Source organism: Candidatus Kirkpatrickella diaphorinae, assembly GCF_025736875.1.
Taxonomy (GTDB): Bacteria; Pseudomonadota; Alphaproteobacteria; order Acetobacterales; family Acetobacteraceae; genus Sorlinia; species Sorlinia diaphorinae.
This window is the reverse complement of the sequence record NZ_CP107052.1, coordinates 696,505-714,715: the sequence shown is the minus strand read 5'-3', so window position 1 is coordinate 714,715 and position 18,211 is coordinate 696,505. Positions and strand designations below refer to the sequence as shown.

Here is an 18,211-nt window from a genome sequence, read left to right as displayed (position 1 = left end):
CGGATCATGGTGAAATGAGTCGCCTTTTCCATGCCGTGATCTCCGCGGACCTGCTCACGCCCGTCGCTGCCTATATGCGTCTCGGACGGCTGTTTCCCGAGCGCTCGGGTGCGGCGCCTTATCGCCTGCTTTTTGAAAGCGTCGAGGGCGGCAAGGCGCGTGGGCGCTATTCCGTCATCGCCATGCATCCTGACCTTATCTGGCGATATGAAAAAACTGTCGTCGCGATGAATGAGACGGTTCTTTCCGGCGCGAACTCTTTCAAAACCGCGAAGCAAAAAGCTTTGCCGTCACTTCGGCAGCTCATCCGCGATTCCAAACTTGCCCTGCCGGAAGATTTTCCGCCCATGATTGCCGGTCTCTTCGGTTATCTCGGCTATGATTTCGTGCGTGAGATTGAGGACGTGCCTGATACCGGCCTTGATGATCTCCAGGTGCCGGACGGTATTTTGATGCGGCCAACCATTTTTGCCGTGTTCGACTCTCTGCGCGACGAGGTTTTTGTCACGGTCATTTCACGCCAGGGCGGTTTAACGGCGGAAGCGGCTGAGGGGCTTTTGGCGCGAGTCCTGGCCGCACTGCGAACAGGTCTTGATGATGCGGATGAGCATCTTGAAGCCCCCCCTTCACTGCCCCTCAAGCCGGAACCATCCATCCCGGATGCCGAATTTGAGGCCAGGGTGCGGACGGCGCAGACCCATATCACCGCCGGTGATGCCTTCCAGATCGTGCCCAGCCGCCGCTTCTCCGTCAATTTTCCGCTCAGCCCGCTGACATTTTACCGCTCGCTCCGGCGCGTCAACCCGGCGCCATTCCTCTTTTTGATGGAGCTGGACGGCTACGCACTCGTCGGTTCATCGCCCGAGATCCTCGTGCGATTGCGGGATGGCGAGGTCACGTTGCGCCCGCTCGCGGGCACGCGCCCCCGCGGCGCCTCGACGGAGGGAGATCTCGCACTTGAGAAAGACCTGCTCGCTGACGAGAAAGAGCGCGCGGAACATCTGATGCTGATTGACCTCGGGCGGAATGACGTCGCCCGTGTCTCCCAGATGGGGACAGTGACGGTGCCGCAGCAATTTGTCATTGAGCGCTATAGTCACGTCATGCATATCTCCTCCACCGTGCACGGCATGATCCGCCCTGAATGTGACGCCGTGGATGCGCTGTGCGCCGCCTTCCCCGCGGGCACGCTGACAGGCGCGCCGAAGATCCGCGCGATGGAGATCATCGACGCGCTTGAGCCGACCCGACGCGGCCCCTATGCCGGATGCCTCGGTTATTTCGGCGTGAATGGCGAGATGGACACGTGTATCGCCCTGCGCATGGCGGTCATGAAAAACGGGAAACTGCATGTGCAGGCCGGTTGCGGTGTGGTCTCGGACAGTGTTCCCGCGTTGGAGGAGGAGGAGACGCGGCATAAATCCCGCGCCTTGTTCCGCGCGGCTGAAAAAGCGATGGAAGATGCCTGGGCACGGAACCGATCCTCGCAATTGACGCCACGAGATAAAGGCACCATGTCCTCGTCATGATTCTCCTCATCGATAATTACGACAGCTTTACCTATAATCTCGTCCATTATCTGGGCGAGTTGGGCGCGACATGTGACGTCAGGCGGCATGATGCCATCACTGTCGATGAGGCGCGTGCGCTCGCGCCGGAAGCCATCGTGATTTCCCCCGGCCCCGGCACGCCGGATGATTCCGGCATCTGTTGTGCGCTCGTTGCGGAATTGGGGTCTGAAGTGCCGGTGCTGGGCGTGTGCCTCGGGCATCAGGTCATTGGTCAGGTCTATGGCGCGCACGTCATCCGCGCGCCGCACCCCGTGCATGGCAAGGTGGATGAGATGCATCATGACGGCACGGGCGTCTTCACCGATCTCGCCAACCCGACGCGCGCGACGCGTTATCACAGTCTGGTGCTTGACCCGGCAACGCTCCCGGCAGATCTCATCGTTAACGCACGCACGAAAGATGGCATCATCATGGGTGTTCACCATCGACATCATCCCATTCATGGCGTGCAGTTTCATCCAGAAAGCATCGCCTCTTCAGAGGGGAAAAGCCTGTTGGGTAATTTTCTGGCCCTGGCGCATCGGGGTCGGGAAGCACGGTCCTGACAGATGATGACGGGATTCATACAAACCTGCCTCATCCAGCTGGCTGAAGGCACACCCCTGACAACCAATCAGGCCCATGACCTCTTCCGGCAGATCCTCTCAGGCGCGGTTGACCCGACATCACTCGCCGCCATTCTCACGGCCCTGCATCTGCGGCAGGAAACAACGGAGGAGCTGGTTGGCGCGGTGCAGGCCATGCGGGAGGCGGCCATTCCGCTCCGCCATAACGCGCCGGACGCCGTCGATGTATGCGGCACAGGGGGTGACCGGCTGAACACGCTGAACGTGTCGACAGCCGTTGCCTTCGTGCTGGCAGCGATGAAGATACCGGTGGCCAAACATGGCAACCGCGCCGTCTCATCAAATTCCGGCGCGACAGATGTATTGTCGGAACTCGGCATCCACCCCGATGGCAATCTCGACCGCCAGCGTCAGCGGTTAGAAACGCAGAATCTGGCTTTTCTTGCCGCGCCCCTGCATATTCCGGCCCTGAGTGATATTGCGGAAACGCGCCGCAGACTGGGCTTCCGCACGATTTTCAACATGATCGGCCCGGCTTGCAACCCCGCCAACGTTAAACGCCAGATGATCGGCGTCAGTGACCCGCGATGGATGGTGAAACTGGCGGAAACGACAGGCCGCTTGGGTGGGACGCGCGTCACCGTCATTTACGGCGAGACAGATCGCGGCATTTCGGATGAGATGACCCTTTCAGGCAAATCCCATCTGGCTGTCTGGCGCGATGGCGGCGTCACGGAATACACGCTTGACCCCGCCGCGTTATTCGGCCCCCATCAAAAGATCGCGACCCTGGCAGGCGGAACACCGGCGCAGAATGCGCGCGCGCTGATGGAGATGCTGGAGGGCAGAAAGGGTGTCTATCGCGACACAGTCTGCCTGAACGCAGCCATTGCCCTCGACGTTGCAGGCCATGGGGATGTCTTTACAGAGGGGCGCATCTGTCTTGACGCCTTGTCTGAAAATATGGCGCGTGTGGCAAAAGTCATTGACGAAGGCCACGCTCTTGCCGTTATGGAACGAGCGCGCGATATAAATATGTTAACAGCGTAATCACGATGGCTTCATCATCATGGTAGAGGTTATTAAAGCGAGAATGTCGAATAGTTCATCCCATCATCCTGAGTCGGAGCAGGGCGCGGCGTCGCAACATCACGCGCATGAGCCGGACGCGATGGATGTCGGTGACCCCGCAAATACCACGCTTGATCTGGACGCGCCGGCGGAAATCCCCGATGTGCTCGCGCGGATCTGCGCGCGGATGCGTATTGATGTTGAGCAACGCTCCCAGATTACGCCGCTGAAGGAAATCTCGGCCCGAGCGCGCGAAATTGACACGCCAACGCGCGGCTTCGGGCATGCCCTCAAACAGATGGCGGCAAACTGCCAGGTGGGGCTGATTGCGGAGATCAAGAAGGCGTCCCCCTCCGCCGGTATCATCCGCCCGAATTATGACCCCGCCATGATCGCGCAATCCTATCAGGCGGCCGGGGCAACATGTCTTTCCGTCCTGACGGAGTCAGCATGTTTCCATGGTGATACGGAGGATCTTGAGCAGGTGCGGGCGGCATCGACCCTGCCCATCCTGCGGAAGGATTTCATCGTTGACCCGTGGCAGGTCCATGAAAGTCGCATTATCGGCGCGGATTGCATCCTGATCATCCTCGCGGCTTTAACGGATAGTGAGGCGTCAGACCTGATCGCTTTGGCGCGCGGCCTTGATATGGATGTGCTTTGCGAGGTTCATAGTGAGGTGGAACTTACCCGCGCCCTCTCTCTGGACACCGTTCTGATCGGGATTAATAATCGGAACCTGCGCACGCTCAAAACAGATATCCGCACGACGTTTGAGCTCGCTCCCCTCGTGCCGCCTGACCGTATCGTGATTTCCGAGAGCGGCATCAAAACGCATGAGGATGTGCTGCGGATCGGTGAGGCCGGTGCGTCCGGCCTGCTGGTGGGTGAAAGTCTCCTCCGGGAGGAAGACCCTGGCCTCGCGGCGCGACGCCTCATGGGCACGTTGTAAAGTTGACGACGCCATGATGATTTTACTTGGTCAAAACGGCATCGGACATGTCAGCGACCGATGCATATTCAGGAGACGGCCAGCTTGACCCGAACTGCAAAGAAATTGACGCCTGTTCTGCGCGCCGATGACAATGGTTCACCTCTGAGCCAGGAAGAGACAATCATAGCCTATCAGCGCATGGTGCTTCTGCGACGGTTTGAGGAAAAAGCCGGGCAGCTTTACGGGATGGGCCTGATTGGCGGTTTCTGTCACCTTTATATCGGGCAGGAGGCCGTTGTGACAGGGATCGGCCTTCTCATGAAAGAGGGCGATAAGGTCATCACATCCTATCGTGACCACGCGCATATGCTCTCCGTCGGGATGACGGCGCGCGGCGTGATGGCGGAGCTTACAGGGCGTCAGGATGGCTATTCCCGCGGGAAGGGTGGCTCCATGCACATGTTCTCCCGTGAGAAGCATTTTTACGGGGGGCACGGCATTGTCGGGGCGCAGGTCGCGATCGGCACCGGGCTGGCCTTCGCCAATAAATATCGTGGCACGCAGGAAGTCGGGATCGCCTATTTCGGTGAGGGCGCGGCGCAGCAGGGACAGGTTTTTGAGAGCTTCAATTTCGCCGCCCTGCACAAGCTTCCCTGCATCTATGTGATCGAAAATAATCGCTATGGTATGGGCACCAGTGTTGAGCGCTCTTCCGCGGCGAAAGACCTCTCACAGCTTGGTCGCCCGTGGCAGATCCCGAGCCTCAAGGTGGATGGGATGGATCTGTTCGCCGTCCATCAGGCGGCTGGGGAGGCTATGGCCCATTGCCGCGCCGGTAAGGGCCCCTTCCTGCTGGAAATGGAGACATATCGTTATCGCGGTCATTCCATGTCCGACCCGGCACGTTACCGTGATCGGGCGGAAGTGGATGAAATGCGCAAGACGCGTGACCCGATTGAGCATATTCGGAAATATCTCTCCAAACAGGGCGTGGCGGATAGCGTGTTTAAAAAGATAGAGGATGACGTCAAGGCGGAGGTTAATGACGCCGCGCAGTTTGCGCAGCAAAGCCCCGAACCGGGCATTGACTCATTATGGACCGACGTGTTGGTGGAGTACTGAAGAATGGCGACGACAATTACCATGCCGGCGCTTTCCCCCACCATGACCGAAGGCAGACTGGCCCGTTGGGTCAAGCAATCGGGAGACCGCGTCCAGTCCGGCGATGTCATTGCTGAAATTGAGACAGATAAAGCGACGATGGAAGTTGAAGCCGTGGAAGACGGCATTCTGGCGCGGATTTTGGTGAAAGAAGGGACGGAGAACGTCGCTGTCAACGCCCCGATCGCGATCCTCTCTCAGGATGGCGAATCTGTGGACGATGCGCTTCCCGCAAGCGCGCCACCCGTCACAGGAAGCGCGACCATTTCCGCACCGCCTGCGCCGCCTACCTCTCAGCCGGGCGCGGCGGCTGACCGGGATTGGGGGGCGACGGAACTTATCACGGTGCGTGAGGCTTTGCGTGACGCCATGGCGGCGGAGATGGCGCGGGATGACGATGTCTTCCTGATGGGGGAAGAGGTTGCGCAATATCAGGGCGCTTATAAAGTCTCTCAAGGGCTGCTTGAGCGCTTCGGTGAGAAACGCGTAATCGACACCCCGATTACGGAACATGGTTTCACCGGTATGGCGGTGGGCGCGGCCTATACGGGCCTCAAACCGATCGTCGAGTTCATGACGATGAACTTCTCGATGCAAGCCATTGATCATATTATAAATTCAGCCGCCAAAACACTTTACATGTCAGGCGGGCAGCTCAATTGCCCGATTGTCTTCCGGGGGCCGAATGGCGCGGCGTCGCGCGTGGCGGCCCAGCACTCGCAATGTTACGCAAGCTGGTATGCGCATGTGCCGGGCCTCAAAGTCGTGGCACCATGGTCAGCCGCCGATGCAAAAGGGCTTCTGCGCGCCGCCATACGTGACCCGAACCCCGTCGTTTTTCTTGAGAACGAGATTCTTTACGGACAGAAATTTCCGTGCCCCGTCAATGAGGATTTCATCCTGCCCATCGGCAAGGCTAAAATCGAGCGGGAAGGCAAGGATGTCACCCTTGTTGCCTATTCAATCATGGTGGGCGTCGCGCTTGAAGCCGCTGAAAAACTCGCGGAGCAGGGCATAGAGGCGGAGGTGATCAATCTGCGCAGTCTCAGGCCGCTCGATACAGCGACAATCATTGAGAGCGTCAGCAAAACCCATCATGTTGTCTCCGTTGAGGAAGGCTGGCCTGTCGCAGGTATCAGTGCTGAAATCTGCGCTGTAATCTGTGAAAAGGCGTTTGACGAGCTTGATGCACCGCCCGCGCGCGTTTGCGGGCTTGACATCCCGCTGCCATATGCGAGCAATCTGGAGAAGCTGGCGCTTCCCCAACCGGATTGGGTCGTTGAAGCCGTGCGTAAACTTTTTTAAGGCGTTTCAATTATGGCGACCTCTATCCTGATGCCGGCCCTCTCTCCCACCATGACGGAGGGGACGCTCGCCAAATGGCACGTCAAGACCGGCGACCGCGTGCAAAGCGGTGACCTAATTGCTGAAATTGAAACGGACAAGGCCACGATGGAGGTCGAGGCCATTGACGATGGCATTATCGGCCGCATCCTTGTTGCGGAAAAGACGGAGAATGTCGCGGTCAACACGGCCATCGCCATTCTGCTGGCTGAGGGAGAAGACCCGTCAGCGACGCCCGACGTGAAAGCCAGCGGCCCGGAAGCGGCAAAACAAGCCGATAAACCTGCCGCTGAAGCGCCGGAAAAACCTGCGGCGTCGCGGGCCGAAGCGACCGCCCCGCGTGTCAAAGCCTCCCCATTGGCGCGACGCATCGCGAAAGCGGGGCAAATTGATCTCAGCGCCGTCAAAGGCACAGGTCCTAACGGGCGCATCGTCAAACGGGACGTTGAAAGCCACACAGGGAACGCGCAAGCCGCCACGCCGCAGGGTGAGCACCCGATCGCGCCGGGCCGACAAGGCGTGTTTGAGCGGAAGCCATCCACGCCGATCCCCCATTCCGGTATGCGCAAGGTCATTGCGCAGCGCCTGACTGAATCCAAACAATCCGTGCCGCATTTTTACGTGTCGATGGATGTGGAACTTGATGCGCTGTTGAAACTCCGCACAGAACTCAACGCCGTCATGCCCGATGAAGAAGGTGCGACCGTCAAGATTTCCGTCAATGATATGGTGATCAAGGCCGCGGCCCTGGCGCTCCGTAAAGTGCCCGGCGTCAATGTCAGTTTCACTGAAAATGAGATGATCCAACATCATGTTGTCGACATCTCCGTCGCGGTGTCCGTGCCGGGTGGGCTGATCACCCCTATTTTGAGGGATGCGGACCGGCTGAGCCTTCGGGAAATCAGCATTGAGATGAAGCAACTCGCGCAGAAGGCTCGCGGCGCGAAGCTTCAGCCTGAAGAATATCAGGGTGGCACCTTCTCAATCTCCAATATGGGGATGCGTGGCGTCAAAGAATTTGCCGCCATCATCAATCCGCCTCAATCCGCGATATTGGCGGTTTCCGCCGGCGAGAAACGGGCTGTCGTGCGTGATGATGCACTCGCCATCGCAACGGTCATGACCGTGACATTATCTGTGGATCACCGCGCCGTTGACGGCATTCTCGGCGCGGAGTGGCTCGAAGCCTTCCGCCATATTGTGCAAAATCCTTATCTCCTGGTGGTCTAGGCTTATGGATAAATTTGACATTGTGATTATCGGCGGCGGCCCGGGCGGGTATGTCGCCGCCTTGCGGGCTGCGCAGCTTAAACTGAAAGTGGCGGTGGTCGAGGAGACACATCTCGGCGGCATCTGCCTCAATTGGGGCTGTATCCCCACAAAAGCTTTGCTCCGCGCTTCCGAAATCCATCATCAGCTTCATAATCTGGCAGGCTTTGGCTTTTCAGCGGATAACATCCAGTTTGACATCAAAAAGATTGTTGAGCGCTCTCGTTCTGTTTCACGCCAGCTCTCCAAAGGTGTTGCGCATCTTCTGAAGAAAGCGAAAGTCACCGTCTATGAGGGCAGGGGCGCGCTCGATGGTCAAAAGGCTGGCGACCATATCGTCGCGGTGACGCAACAGGGCAAGGTGACGGGTCAACTCGCTGCCCGCCATGTCATCCTCGCGACGGGTGCGCGCGCGCGGCAGCTCCCGGGGCTGGAGACGGGCAGCAAAACAATCTGGTCCTATCGTGAGGCCCTCGTGCCCGATGCGGTGCCGAAACGCCTTCTTGTCATCGGCACGGGTGCGATTGGCGTTGAATTCGCGTCATTTTACCGTCAGATGGGCGCGGAGGTGACACTTATTGACGTCGCTTCGCGCATCCTCCCCGTTGAGGATGAGGAAATCAGCGCACTGGCTGAGAAAGCCTTCACCAAACAGGGGATCAAGATCATCACTTCGGCGCAGGTCGGTGCGTTGAAACAGCAGGGTGATCATGTCACGGCCCATATTGAAGTGAAGGGTCAGGCGACCGACATCACGGTGGACCGCGTCATCGTGGCGGTCGGCATTGTTGGTAATGTTGAGAATCTCGGCCTTGAGAAGACGAAAGTCCAAATCGAGAAGACGCACATCGTCACAGATGGCTTTGGCAGGACGGCTGAAGAGAATATCTGGGCCATTGGCGATGTTGCCGGCGCACCCTGGCTGGCACATAAAGCGTCTCATGAGGGCATTATCGCTGTCGAGAAAATCGCGGGCCTTCACCCGGAAAAACTCCATCCCCTCAATATCCCTGGCTGCACCTTCAGCTACCCGCAAATTGCCTCTGTGGGCCTGACGGAGGCGAAAGCGAAAGAGGCGGGTCGCACCCTGAAGGTCGGACGCTTCCCCTTTATCGGGAACGGCAAAGCGCTGGCGATGGGGGAGACGGAGGGACTCGTTAAAACCATCTTCGACGCGGAGACGGGTGAACTCCTCGGCGCGCATATGATCGGCGCAGAAGTCAGTGAAATGATTCAGGGTTACGTCATCGCCAAAACCGGTGAATTGACGGAGGCCGAGCTTAAGGAAACGGTCTTCCCGCATCCAACCATCTCGGAATCAATGCATGAAGCCGTCCTTGCAGCCTGGGGAGGCGCACTCCATTTCTGACTCCGTCATGCAACGCATTGTCATTGACCACCGAAAGGGCAGGCCCCCCGCAGCGCGCCATCCAGAGAAAGCGCATCGGCCGGATAACGCTGTGCAGCGCAAACCGGACTGGATCCGCGTGCGTGCGCCGAACAGCCCTGTTTATCAGGAAACGCGCAAGCTCATTCGCGACAAATCACTTGTCACAGTGTGCGAGGAGGCGGCTTGCCCCAATATTGGTGAATGCTGGTCGCAACGTCATGCCACCATGATGATTATGGGCGATATCTGCACGCGCGCCTGCGCTTTCTGCAATGTCGCTACCGGACAGCCAGCGGAACTGGACGATGATGAGCCCCGCCGGGTTGCCGATGCTGTGGCAAGTCTGGCGCTGCGGCACGTCGTCATCACGTCCGTTGATCGGGACGATCTTGCAGATGGAGGTGCCGCCCATTTTGCCGCCACCATCCATCACATTCGCGCCGCCTCGCCAGCGACCACAATCGAAATCTTAACGCCCGACTTTTTGCGTAAAAACAATGCTCTGGACGTTGTTATTGATGCAAAGCCGGACGTTTTCAATCACAATATCGAGACTGTTCCACGCCTATATCCGTCCATCCGTCCCGGCGCGCGTTACTACCAATCGCTGAGATTGCTCGACCGTGTCAAACAGCGTGATCCGGAAATCTTCACGAAATCCGGCCTGATGCTGGGGCTGGGTGAAGACAGGATGGAGGTGTCACAGGTTATGGACGATTTCCGCATCGCTGATGTCGATTTCCTGACACTTGGGCAATATCTTCAACCGACGCCGAAACATGCTTCTGTCGCGCGCTTTATCCCGCCGGATGAATTCGACTCCTACGCGGCGGTCGCACGCAGCAAGGGCTTTCTGCAGGTCAGCGCCAGCCCGTTGACGCGTTCCTCCTACCATGCTGACTCTGATTTTGCCGCTCTCAGAACGGCGCGGCAGCAATCTCTCCAGCGTGACGCGAAAGCCTGATCCATGCCCACTCATGCCGAACAGCGGATCATCGCCTACACGCCTGAACAGCTTTTTGACCTTGTTGCGGATGTCGGTAAATATCCGGCCTTCCTGCCATGGTGCCTGCGTTCGGTCGTTAAATCTTCAACGGAGCAGGAGCTTGTCTCCGATCTCACTGTGGGTTTCGGGCCGTTTCGGGAGACATTTACCAGTCGCGTCACGCTGGACCGCCCCTCCCGCATTCGGGTCCGGTATGAAAAAGGGCCGTTTCGATATCTTAATAATGTCTGGCAGTTTATCCCCGATGCGCGGGGGACACGCGTCGATTTTTTCGTGGATTTCGAGTTCCGCTCACGCTTGTTGCAAAATGCCATCGGCGTCGTTTTCAATGAGGGCGTGCGATTGATGGTCTCGGCCTTCATTCGCCGGGCGCGGGAGATCTATGGCCCCCCGATGATCCCTGTGCGGGATGACGTTTCCAAATAACAGGTTGCACACGCATCATGACGGCAATTTCGGGCATCGCCTTGAACTTGCACGAAACTTTAACGTTTCCTTCAACGACCTAAATTAGAACGGAACTTGCTTCCGCGATCCTCTCATCCAGTCTTAAAAGGATTTCATGATGAAAAACCTCTCTCTCTTCGCGGCTGTGGCCGCTTTAGCCTTACCGGTTCAGGCTTTTGCAGCACATCATATGAACCATCACAGTAATTGGAAATCAGCGCATCACTGCAAGCACAATGCGCGCCACTGCATGACGCGCCACGGCGCCACCCGTGGAAGTGACTCCACTGAAGCCCTCAATGCCCGCAGCCTTGACCAGGCGCGTATGGGTGCTCCCGCCAGTCAAACGCCGCCCGGCGCGCCGATGGCAAAGCCGACCCTGCCATCCGTGAACACGAATGACCCGGCTTACGGCACACCACCGTCAGCCATGGGCCCTTCCGCTTCCGTGCCTCGGTAAATAACGGGATCCGGGCGCAAGCCTGCTGACCCTGTTTTTAAAGGCGGTCCAAACGGGCCGCCTTTTTTTTGCTGTGAGATTCAGGCTGATGCCGCATCACGCGCTTCAGCCCCGCGGATCAGCAATTCAAGCGCATGTCGGGCGGCCGCCTTACGGACGGCCGTGCGATCCCCCTCGAAATGACATGTCTCACAGATCGGGCGGGCACCGTCATCATCCGCGAGGCAGAAGCACACCGTGCCCACCGGCTTTTCATCCGTGCCACCGTCAGGCCCTGCGATGCCGCTGATGGCAATCGCGAGATTGGCCTCGACGGCGCAATCCAGCGCCCCAATGGCCATTTCAACGACAACCGTCTCACTGACGGCGCCATCCCTGTCCAATGTGCGACGATCCACTTCGACGAGATCCTGCTTGAGCGTGTTGGAGTATGTGATCAGCCCTCCCTCCACAACGTCAGACGCACCCGCATGTGCGGTTAGGAGGGACACGACCATGCCGCCGGTGCAACTCTCAACCGTCACGACCCTCAAACCCCTTTTTCGCAATGCCTCAATTGTCGTGTCGGCAAGCTTGAGGAGTTCGCGATCATTGACCATTTTCAGCCTCCACTTCGAGAATTTTGAAGTTTTCCATCACACGTTGAATATAGGCGCGCGTTTCCGCGAAAGGCACGTTCTCCACCCAGTCAATCACATCCGCATTGCGCGATTCAGGGTTGATCGCCCGGGCCTGCAACCAGCGTTTGGCGCGGGTCGGGCCGGCATTATAAGCAGCGAGAACAATCGGCGGCATTTCCTTCAACTGGCCGAGCAGGTAACTGAGATAGGCCGTTCCGAGCTGCATATTGAGCCTGGGGTTTTTGAGAGCTTCCGTCGTCAGCTTCCTGGCGTTGGGCACACCAACCTGATGCGCCATGTCGCGCGCCGTACCGGGTAGCAACTGCATCAGCCCGACCGCCTGGGCAGGGCTGATGATATCCGCGTCGAAACTGCTTTCCTGACGCGCAACAGCCCAGGAGAAAGCCGCCGGAAACGCACCGGGCGGCACGGTCACGTCAGGATGCTGCCACCCTTCCGGATAGAGCGCCACACCCTGCGCACCCGCCCTTCGGGCGGCAAAGACGGCGGGCCGGTAAATCTTCATCCTGACGGATGTGCGGGCAATGGCCGCCATCTCAGCCGGGCTTTCAGCATTGACCCATGCTGCGAGGAGAAACACATCCGCATCATCAATGCGTCCCTCCGAAGCCAAATAGCGTGCCGCCTGGATCAGATCCGGTCGGGAAGGGGCCGTGGCGGCCACCGGGGGCAGAGCTTTCAAAGCCCTGCGCAGGCCGGGGAAAGATGTCTTCGTCAGGCGGAAGTAACCTTCCTCATGATTGAGCGCGGCAATCGCCAACTGGCCATAATAAGTTGTCGGGAAGCGCGCCGCCTTCTGCAGCATCTGCGTTCCGACCTCCTTATCGCCTTGCGCCAGCTTGGCCTGCGCCATCCAGAAATCGCCCCTTGCACGCTGGATGATATTGGTCTGACGCGTGAGGCGGGCGAACTCATGCTCAGATTTGACATAATCATGGGTTTGTTTGAGGGCGATCCATCCGGCGAGAAAATGCGCGTCCAGATTTGCCGTCGTCGCGCCGCCCGGCCGGGGGGCACTCACCATCACAAGGGCGGATGGTATATCCTGCGCCGCGAGGAGGTCATAGGCCAGGCGCAGCCTCTCCTGCATCCAGCCATGAGAGGGATGGGCCGCCTGCACGGTGAAAGCCGTGTTTTTCCATAATCGCACGGCTTCATCCTGTCGCCCCGCCAGGCGTAACCATCGCAGATAGGGAAGAAGCACACGTGACCGATGCTGGAGGGCCGGGGGAAGAGCGTTAAATTGCGCCTCAGCCGTCGCATCTTTGGTCGCGAAAGCCAGTTCAACCGGGGCCGCCCTGCGATTGACGCCCGATAAACGCGCAATCTGCCGTCGGGCCGCGACGTAGCGACTGCGCGACATCAGCGCATGAAATCGCCTGACTTGCGCGGTCTGATCCGGGATTGAACCGATGAGGTTGAGAAGCATCGTCTCCTCACCCTCATGCTCCCGCCCGGATTCCCATATCCTGATTGCCTGGTCATGCGTGTCCGAAAGAAAAGGGCCACAGCGATTCAGCGCCTGCACGTCGGAAAGCGGGAAGAGGGGACAATAATGCGAGAGATTGTTTGTGCCACTCGTGACCGATAATTTTGCCTGGAAACGCGCCAAAAGGACCGGGCGGCGGGGCCAGAGAGGGCGTCTACTCAGAAATTCAGCATATTCTGACAATGTCGGGTTGTTGCGTGTGTCCGTCAACGCGACCCATTGATTCACCCGGGCTTTGATCGTTGGGGACGGCGCATTCTGAGCGGCGGCCGTTGAGGCTGGTTGGGAGAGCGATAATGTCACGCCCAGTGAGGCGCCCACCAAAGTGCGGCAGGCGGTGGGCATCCGGGCAAATCGTCTCATATTTTCCTCTTTTCCGCACAATGATCAGCTCATAAACTGCCCGATAACCTTGCTGACTTCAAAGCCGCCAATGATGATCAGCCTGATCGCGACATAGAAAACCACGATGAGCCCGACCCAGGCAATCCATCGATGACGCTCAAGCAACTTCGCCATCGCCGCCGCGCAGAATCCCATGAGCAGAATGGATAAAAGCAGGCCCAGAGCCAGAAGATAAGGATGCCCGATCGCGGCCCCGGCGACGGCAAGCACATTATCGAGGCTCATTGAGAGATCGGCGATGACGATTTTCAGGATGACGGATGAAAGTTTTTTGGACGGGACAATTGTCCCCACTTCCGACTCAGAAACCTGCAACTCCCGGAACATTTTCCAGCAGACCCAGAGCAGAAGGAGCCCACCCGCCAGCGTCAGCCCGATCACGGTCAGGAGTTTCGTCGCCACCAGCGCCAGAATAATGCGGATGAGCGCGGCCAGCCCCACCCCGACAGCAATGGCCCGTCTCTTCTGGCCTGCCGCGAGGCCCTGCACGGCGAGACCAATGACAATGGCATTGTCACCCGCCAGTGAGACATCAATCAAAAGAATTTGAATGAGGGACACCACCTCTGCCCACGTCACTGCCATGAGATGCTCCTTGTCCCACCATGAACCCGCGCTGATCGGGCATTTGTTCGCTGTTATCTGAAAAGGATCAAGCCCCTGGCGGTTTTGAACGCGACTTATGATATTTGTAACGTTATTTGACCGGACCTATGTTCGAATGCTGGTAAATCCGCTATGTAGGGCACGATTAAAGTCAAGGAGCGAAATTTATGGTGCCCCGTTACAGCCGTCCGGCCATGACAGCCATCTGGTCTGCCGAGAACCGGTATAAAATCTGGTTCGAGATCGAGGCGCTCGCCTGTGAGGCCATGGCGAATCTGGGCACGATCCCGCGTGAAGCCGCCGAAACCATTCGCAGGCGCGGTGATGAGGCCATGGCGGCGTTTTCCGAGGCGGATCTCGCCCGCATTGATGAGATTGAAGCGGAGACACGCCATGATGTCATCGCCTTTCTGACCTGGCTGGCTGAAAAAATCGGCCCTGACAGCCGTTTTGTGCATCTCGGCATGACATCTTCCGATGTGCTGGATACCTGCCTCTCCGTGCAGCTTCAGCAGGCGACTGATCTCCTGTTACAGGATATGGATGCGGTCCTCGCAGCGCTCAGGAAACAGGCTTTCGCGCACAGAAACACGGTCACGATCGGCCGCAGTCACGGCATCCATGCGGAGCCGACGAGTTTCGGCCTCAAACTGGCCGGGCATTACGCTGAATTTGCGCGCAACCGGAAGCGACTCGAGACGGCGCGCTCAGAAATCGCCGTCTGCGCCATCTCCGGCGCGGTCGGCACTTTTGCGCATCTCGACCCAGCCATTGAAGCCTTTGTTGCCGAAAAACTGGGTCTGGCCTGTGAGGATGTTTCCACCCAGGTCATCCCGCGTGACCGTCATGCGGCTTATTTCTGCGCCCTCGCCGTGACAGCCAGCGCCATTGAGCGCCTGGCGACCGAAGTGCGCCACTTGCAACGTTCGGAATTGCGGGAAGCTGAGGAGTTCTTCCATCCGGGGCAGAAAGGCAGCTCCGCGATGCCGCATAAGCGCAATCCGGTTCTGTCGGAAAATCTGACCGGCCTCGCCCGCCTCGTCCGCAGCGCGGCCGTTCCGGCGCTTGAGAACGTGGCTTTGTGGCATGAGCGGGATATCAGCCATTCCTCCGTGGAGCGGAATATCGCCCCTGACGCCACAATCGGCCTTGATTTTGCGCTGATGCGGCTTGCCGGTATGATGGACAAGCTTCTTATCTACCCGGAGCGTATGGAGGCCAATCTCAATGCGCTTGGCGGGGTGGTGCATTCCGGTGAGGTTCTTCTGGCGCTGGCCAAAGCAGGCTTTTCTCGGGAGGATGCTTATCGCCTCGTGCAGAAACATGCGATGGCGACATGGACTCTGCTCGGCAAACCGGAGGGACGAAGCTTCCGTGAAAATCTCCTCTCCGACCCGGAAGTGACGCAGCACATTACCCCCTCAGCCCTTGACGCGGCGATGCGAAGCGAAAATCACCTCGTCGCCGTGGACGACATCTTCAAAAAAGTTTTCGGCGCGTAAGGACTTTTTTGCAAATTCGCCGGATCATCCGGCAGAAAATCATGATCAGCGCGGGGCATCATTATGTTGATTTCCCGCGCTGAGTTCAAAGAAAGGTCAGCCGTTATGGACGCGCAAAAACCTGTCAGAGGACGAGCCCTCACAAACTTCATCGCGATCATTGCCGCAACGGGCGGATTGCTCTTCGGCTATGATACCGGCATCATTTCCGGTGCGTTGCTTCAACTTAAGACGGACTTTCACCTCTCAACCTTCGCGCAGGAGGTTGTGACCTCCGCCATTATTGCCGGCGCGCTGGTGGGTTGTATCACGGCCGGACCTTTATCGGACCGAATGGGCCGACGGCGCACCATCATGGCGGCGTCGATCCTGTTCCTGATCGGCACGGTAATCGTCACATTCGCGCATTCAACAGCTTTGCTGGTCGCTTCGCGCCTGATCCTCGGCCTTGCCATTGGCGCGGCCTCCCAGATTGTGCCGATCTATATCGCTGAAATCTCACCGCCGGAGCGACGCGGCGCGCTTGTCGTGGCCTTTCAGCTCGCGGTTGTGTCCGGCATGACCATCTCATTCATTACCGGCTATTTGCTGCGTGAGGAAAGCTGGCGCCTTATGTTCGGCCTCGGCTTTGTCCCAGCCTCCATCCTCTTTATCGGCATGTTGTTTGTACCGAACAGCCCGCGTTGGCTTGCCATGAAAGGGGAGACGGAGCGCGCGCGAGAAGTTCTGCGCCGTGTCCGCCCGACCGACGCGCAGGCCGATCAGGAGCTTGCGGAAATCATTGACGCGCATGACCAGAAAGCGCCCTTCCGCCAGATTTTTGAGCCTTGGGTGCGCCCTGCGCTTCTGGCCTCTGTCGGGATCGGGCTGCTCTGTCAGCTTACCGGCACGAATGCCGTCATGTATTACGCACCGACGATCTTCTCTGAAGCCGGGTTTGGTCATCAATATGCGTTGCTTATGTCGGTTGCGGTGGGTGTGGCCATGACATTGGCCACCGTGTTCGGCGGCTGGGCCGTTGATCACTGGGGGCGTCGCACCCTGATGCTGCGTATGCTTCCCGGCGCGGTCATTTCCCTCATCATCCTCGGCGCGATGTTCTCCCTGCACCTGACCGGTGGCGTCGGCGCGTGGATTACGCTTCTTTCCCTCATCGGCTATGTCATTTTCAATGTCGGCAGTCTGTCCGTCGCAGTATGGCTTGTGGGGGCCGAAGTGTTTCCCCTTTCCTGCCGGGGGAGCGGCATGAGCGTGGTGGCCGCCAGTCATTGGGGCGCGGACCTGGTGATTTCCCTGACGACATTGAGCCTCGTCACCCTCCTTGGGCCGGGGGCGACCTTCTGGCTTTTCGCGGCGGTTAATGCATTTTCCTTTATTTTCGTGATGCGCTATGTCCCGGAAACAAAGGGGCAGAGCCTCGAAGCCCTTGAAAAATCGCTTCGGGACGGCACATTCCTGCCAGCTTCCCGTAACTGAAGCGGGATGGCGACGTGATGTCCTTCAGGACGGGGGGTCTTTTAGGTCTGTCGCGTCGCCCTGCGCACTGCTATATGTCTGTTTTCTCACCTTGCTTTTGCTGAAAGTCTATGATGGCCCGCCGCCGACAACTCTATGAGGGTAAAGCCAAAATCCTTTTCGAAGGTCCGGAGCCCGGATCAATCGTCCAGTATTTCAAGGATGACGCCACCGCCGGAAATGGCGCCAAAAAAGGCATTATCACCGGCAAGGGCGTGCTGAATAACCGCATCAGTGAGCATCTCATGCTGCGCTTGCAGGCGATCGGCATCCCGACCCACTTCATGAAGCGCATCAATATGCGCGAGCAACTGGTTCGTGAGGTCGAGATCATCCCGCTTGAAATCGTTGTTCGTAATGTTGCGGCGGGGTCAATCGCGAGTCGCCTCGGGCTTGAGGAAGGGACGCGCCTGCCGCGCACCATCATCGAATATTACCTGAAAAACGATACGCTCAACGACCCGATGGTATCAGAGGAGCATATTGCCGCCTTTGAATGGGCCACCGCTCAGGATATGGAGGAGATCAACAGCCACGCCCTGCGCATCAATGATTTCCTCTGTGGGACATTCCAGGCCATCGGCATCCAGCTTGTGGATTTCAAACTTGAATTCGGGCGTCTCTGGGAGCAGGACGAGATGCGCGTCGTGCTGGCGGATGAGATCTCTCCCGATAATTGCCGCCTCTGGGACATGAACACCAGTGAGAAACTGGATAAGGACCGCTTCCGCCGGGATCTCGGCCGCGTCGAGGAAGCCTATCAGGAGGTCGCGCGACGGCTCGGCATCCTTCCGGAATCAGGAAATCACGAAATTAAAGGGTCAGAGGGTTAAT

Annotated in this window: 17 protein-coding genes; 14 read left to right on the top strand and 3 right to left on the bottom strand. The window is 58.3% G+C overall.

Annotation, left to right across the window (positions count from 1 at the left end):
* Positions 1-14: 14 nt before the first annotated feature.
* From N5W20_RS03240 to N5W20_RS03190, 11 genes are all read left to right on the top strand, one after another.
* Entirely contained in the window at positions 15-1,529 is a 1,515-nt protein-coding gene (locus N5W20_RS03240) for an anthranilate synthase component I family protein (protein WP_319807482.1), read from the top strand.
* A complete protein-coding gene (locus N5W20_RS03235) occupies positions 1,526-2,116 on the top strand; it encodes an anthranilate synthase component II (RefSeq protein WP_319807481.1) in 591 nt (196 codons plus the stop codon). The genes N5W20_RS03240 and N5W20_RS03235 overlap by 4 nt, the downstream gene beginning before the upstream one ends.
* Positions 2,117-2,119: 3 nt before the next feature.
* On the top strand, positions 2,120-3,187 hold the full coding sequence (trpD, locus tag N5W20_RS03230) for an anthranilate phosphoribosyltransferase (RefSeq protein WP_319807480.1): 1,068 nt from the start codon (positions 2,120-2,122) through the stop codon (positions 3,185-3,187).
* A 121-nt stretch (positions 3,188-3,308) separates the two neighbouring features.
* Positions 3,309-4,160 carry an indole-3-glycerol phosphate synthase TrpC gene (gene trpC / locus N5W20_RS03225; protein WP_319807819.1) on the top strand — a complete coding sequence of 284 codons (852 nt, stop codon included), beginning with the start codon at positions 3,309-3,311 and terminating at the stop codon, positions 4,158-4,160.
* 60 nt (positions 4,161-4,220) lie between these two features.
* The gene (gene pdhA, locus N5W20_RS03220) at positions 4,221-5,264 is read left to right on the top strand and encodes a pyruvate dehydrogenase (acetyl-transferring) E1 component subunit alpha (RefSeq protein ID WP_408869417.1); all 1,044 of its coding nucleotides are present in this window, start codon (positions 4,221-4,223) and stop codon (positions 5,262-5,264) included.
* A 3-nt stretch (positions 5,265-5,267) separates the two neighbouring features.
* Positions 5,268-6,608, top strand: a complete 1,341-nt coding sequence (locus tag N5W20_RS03215; RefSeq protein WP_319807479.1) for a pyruvate dehydrogenase complex E1 component subunit beta — start codon at positions 5,268-5,270, stop codon at positions 6,606-6,608.
* A 12-nt stretch (positions 6,609-6,620) separates the two neighbouring features.
* Positions 6,621-7,877, top strand: coding sequence for a pyruvate dehydrogenase complex dihydrolipoamide acetyltransferase (locus tag N5W20_RS03210; RefSeq protein ID WP_319807478.1), 1,257 nt, complete (start codon positions 6,621-6,623; stop codon positions 7,875-7,877).
* A gap of 4 nt (positions 7,878-7,881) precedes the next feature.
* Positions 7,882-9,285 (top strand): dihydrolipoyl dehydrogenase, encoded by a 1,404-nt coding sequence (lpdA, locus tag N5W20_RS03205; RefSeq protein ID WP_319807477.1) that lies wholly within the window; start codon positions 7,882-7,884, stop codon positions 9,283-9,285.
* A 7-nt stretch (positions 9,286-9,292) separates the two neighbouring features.
* Positions 9,293-10,270 (top strand): lipoyl synthase, encoded by a 978-nt coding sequence (gene lipA, locus N5W20_RS03200; RefSeq protein WP_408869432.1) that lies wholly within the window; start codon positions 9,293-9,295, stop codon positions 10,268-10,270.
* 3 nt (positions 10,271-10,273) lie between these two features.
* Entirely contained in the window at positions 10,274-10,738 is a 465-nt protein-coding gene (locus N5W20_RS03195; protein WP_319807475.1) for a type II toxin-antitoxin system RatA family toxin, read from the top strand.
* 136 nt (positions 10,739-10,874) lie between these two features.
* The gene (locus N5W20_RS03190) at positions 10,875-11,219 is read left to right on the top strand and encodes a hypothetical protein (protein WP_319807474.1); all 345 of its coding nucleotides are present in this window, start codon (positions 10,875-10,877) and stop codon (positions 11,217-11,219) included.
* Between the two features lie 80 nt (positions 11,220-11,299).
* On the opposite strand, the gene N5W20_RS03185 is transcribed toward N5W20_RS03190, so the two are convergent.
* From N5W20_RS03185 to N5W20_RS03175, 3 genes are read right to left on the bottom strand one after another with little or no spacing between them, the layout of a single operon-like run.
* Positions 11,300-11,818, bottom strand: coding sequence for a CinA family protein (locus N5W20_RS03185; RefSeq protein WP_319807473.1), 519 nt, complete (start codon positions 11,816-11,818; stop codon positions 11,300-11,302).
* A complete protein-coding gene (locus N5W20_RS03180; RefSeq protein ID WP_319807472.1) occupies positions 11,808-13,712 on the bottom strand; it encodes a lytic transglycosylase domain-containing protein in 1,905 nt (634 codons plus the stop codon). The genes N5W20_RS03185 and N5W20_RS03180 overlap by 11 nt, the downstream gene beginning before the upstream one ends.
* 24 nt (positions 13,713-13,736) lie before the next feature.
* Entirely contained in the window at positions 13,737-14,339 is a 603-nt protein-coding gene (locus N5W20_RS03175; protein ID WP_319807471.1) for a YjbE family putative metal transport protein, read from the bottom strand.
* Positions 14,340-14,527: 188 nt separating this feature from the next.
* Here N5W20_RS03175 and purB point away from each other — a divergent pair, with 188 nt between their 5' ends.
* The 3 genes from purB (at position 14,528) to purC (ending at position 18,210) form a co-directional block, all read left to right on the top strand.
* A complete protein-coding gene (gene purB, locus N5W20_RS03170) occupies positions 14,528-15,862 on the top strand; it encodes an adenylosuccinate lyase (protein WP_319807470.1) in 1,335 nt (444 codons plus the stop codon).
* A 105-nt stretch (positions 15,863-15,967) separates the two neighbouring features.
* Positions 15,968-17,338 (top strand): sugar porter family MFS transporter, encoded by a 1,371-nt coding sequence (locus N5W20_RS03165; RefSeq protein WP_319807469.1) that lies wholly within the window; start codon positions 15,968-15,970, stop codon positions 17,336-17,338.
* A 113-nt stretch (positions 17,339-17,451) separates the two neighbouring features.
* Complete coding sequence (gene purC, locus N5W20_RS03160) at positions 17,452-18,210, top strand: phosphoribosylaminoimidazolesuccinocarboxamide synthase (protein WP_319807817.1); 759 nt, start codon at positions 17,452-17,454, stop codon at positions 18,208-18,210.
* Position 18,211: the final 1 nt, after the last annotated feature.